Source organism: Halomonas sp. ND22Bw (assembly GCF_003011945.1).
In the GTDB taxonomy this organism is placed as follows: domain Bacteria; phylum Pseudomonadota; class Gammaproteobacteria; order Pseudomonadales; family Halomonadaceae; genus Halomonas; species Halomonas halophila.
In genome coordinates this window covers 1-230 of the sequence record NZ_PXWD01001931.1, presented here as the reverse complement: position 1 = coordinate 230, position 230 = coordinate 1, and the positions used below count along the sequence as shown (strand labels likewise).

Sequence of the window (230 nt, the reverse complement as noted above, 5' to 3'; positions counted from 1 at the left end):
CAGGCTTTCGGTGTCGGGAATGGCCTTTCCGGCGTAGCGGGGGTCCGCCTCGAAATCGAACTCGCCGCCGGGGGCAAGCGGGGGCGGCGGCACGTCATAGCTGCGGCGCCAGACCTTGACCTGGTCTTCGCCGTGCTTCTGGGCCGTCTCGGCCTTGTTCAGACCCGTCAGACCGCCATAGTGCCGCTCGTTCAGCCGCCAGTCCTCGATCACCGGCACGTCGGTCAGGC

General features: G+C 68.3%; 1 protein-coding gene. It reads right to left on the bottom strand.

What is annotated here, in order from left to right; translation table 11 throughout:
- A partial coding sequence (locus tag CVH10_RS25025; protein ID WP_146143441.1) for a 2,3-bisphosphoglycerate-dependent phosphoglycerate mutase occupies nt 1-230 on the bottom strand: 230 nt, incomplete at both ends.